Origin of the sequence: Ferruginibacter sp. (assembly GCF_031430955.1) — a bacterium.
In the GTDB taxonomy this organism is placed as follows: Bacteria; Bacteroidota; Bacteroidia; order Chitinophagales; family Chitinophagaceae; genus Ferruginibacter.
In genome coordinates, this window is record NZ_JANPCM010000680.1 from 1 (window position 1) to 2130 (window position 2130).

A 2130-nucleotide genomic window follows, 5' to 3' on the forward strand; every position below is an offset into this window, starting at 1 on the left:
TTTTTCTTCCTTTTTTTCTCTTGTAATTTCAAGGGCGCTTAATAAAATAGTTCGTATGCCAATAGATGAAAAATTATGAGTTACTTCATAATCAGTGATACTTGTTTTTTGTGGTAACACTTCTTCCAGCAAAGTTCGCAGCTCTGGTATATTCCATTGCCGGTTGCCCAGGTCGTAAATTAATACGCCTTCTGTTTCCTGTTCATTTACTTTAAATGTTTTGTAAAAAGCTTTATTGGCGGTTTTTACACGCAGGTGTTTATCCAGCACCAGCAAAGGTTGGTACAAAGTAGCCACTATATTCTCGGCATAATTTCTTGCATCGGTTACCTGCTCATTAAGGCCATTTAATTCGTGGTTTAAAACCGTAAGCTCTTCGTTGGTGCTTTGTAATTCTTCTTTACTGGTTTCCAACTCTTCGTTAAGGCTTTGCAATTCTTCGCTGCCGCTTAGTAATTCCTCATTGGCACTTTGCAATTCTTCGTTGCTTGCTTCCTGGTCTTCGGTAATGCTCCGCATATCTTCACGGGCTTGTGCCAGCTCCTGCTCCAGCAGTTTTATTTGAATATCTTTTTCCTCTTTTTTTATTTTAGCAGAAACTTTTTTATTGGTGTCTGTTACCGATCCGTTGGGGTCTGTTAAAATGTTGTCGTGAAAAAGTACCAAATAATAAGGTTCCAGCGTATTGGGCAGTGGCACAGCTTCTATAGAAATAGTACGCAGGCTTCCATTTACACTAAGCGGTATATTTTCTTTTACAACCGGTACCTTATCTGTTTTTGCTTTGTGCAAAATATTACGCAACTCAAAACCCAAACCATTTTTTGCCATCATCAATAAATTATGGCTGGGCTTGCCAGAGGCCTGTTGTAAATAGTTTGCGGTGTTGCCTCTAAAATGTACAATATCCATGGTTTCGTTTACTACCACACCGGCAGGGGTGTATTTAGTAAGCAAAATATCATCGGCTGTTTTTTGAAAGTCGGTGCGTATGGGCTCGCTTTTAAAACTATCTGCAGGGCGGTTTAATATTTGTTCGCTTCGCTGGCTGGCTACCTGCATAAACCTGCCGGGCACATCTTTACGGGTGTATAGTTTATCTGTTTTTTCTACTACAGCAAAAAGATCGGGTACACCACCCGTAGTTTCAGATTTGCCTAACAATAAAAATCCTTTTGGGTTTAGTGCATAATGGAAAGTAGTTAATGCTTTTTTTTGCAGGTAAGGCTCCATATATATCAGCACATTTCTACAGCTTACACAATCCATTTTACCAAAAGGAGGATCTTTTAAAAAATTGTGGTGGGCAAACACACATATATCCCTAACATTTTTATTTACCTGGTAGCCGCCATTGTTTTTTGTAAAATATAATTTCAGCCGCTCTGCTGATACGCCTTCTACTTCACTTTTATCGTACAGGCCGGTACGGGCTTTAGTAATAGCAGGTTCGCTAAGATCGGTACCAAAAATTTGTATTCTTTCATGACTATCGCCTAAAAATTCTTTAAAGCAAATAGCAAAAGAGTACGCTTCCTGGCCTGTACTGCAGCCTGCTACCCATATACGTGTAATTTCGCCGGGTATTTTATTTTTTAAAATTACAGGAAAAACATTGTTACATAAATCTTCAAATACTTTTTTATCTCTAAAAAAAGAAGTTACCGGTATCAGCATATCCTGATACAACAGATCCTGCTCTATATTATTTCCTCTTAAAAATTTAAGATAGTCACCGGTTTCTTCATTTTTGTTTACCAGCATTCTCCTTATTATTCTGCGGCGGATGGTGGTTTGTTTGTAATATGTAAAATCTACCCCTTTGCGAATGCGTAATAGTGAAAGTATTTGTTTAAAAACATCTTCATCCTGCCTGGGAATGTTTTGCAGTTGCTCATCACTCAATTTTGTTTTATTAGTTACTTCTAATAATTTTTTTGGTATATCGCTGGGGGGTAAAATAAAGTCAACCACGCCTGCAAGAATTGCACTATGCGGCATACCTTCATACTCTGCCGATGCTTCGTCCTGCGCAAACGTAATACCGCCATGTTCTTTAATAGCTTTTAATCCCAATGTACCGTCGGATGCGGTGCCGGATAATACCACACCTATGGCATGCTCCTGGTG

Annotated in this window: 1 protein-coding gene; it reads right to left on the reverse strand. The window is 38.8% G+C overall.

What is annotated here, in order from left to right; all coding sequences use genetic code 11:
* Positions 1-2130 (reverse strand): CheR family methyltransferase (locus ACY65O_RS19445; protein ID WP_462222520.1); only part of this gene is annotated, 2130 nt, incomplete at both ends.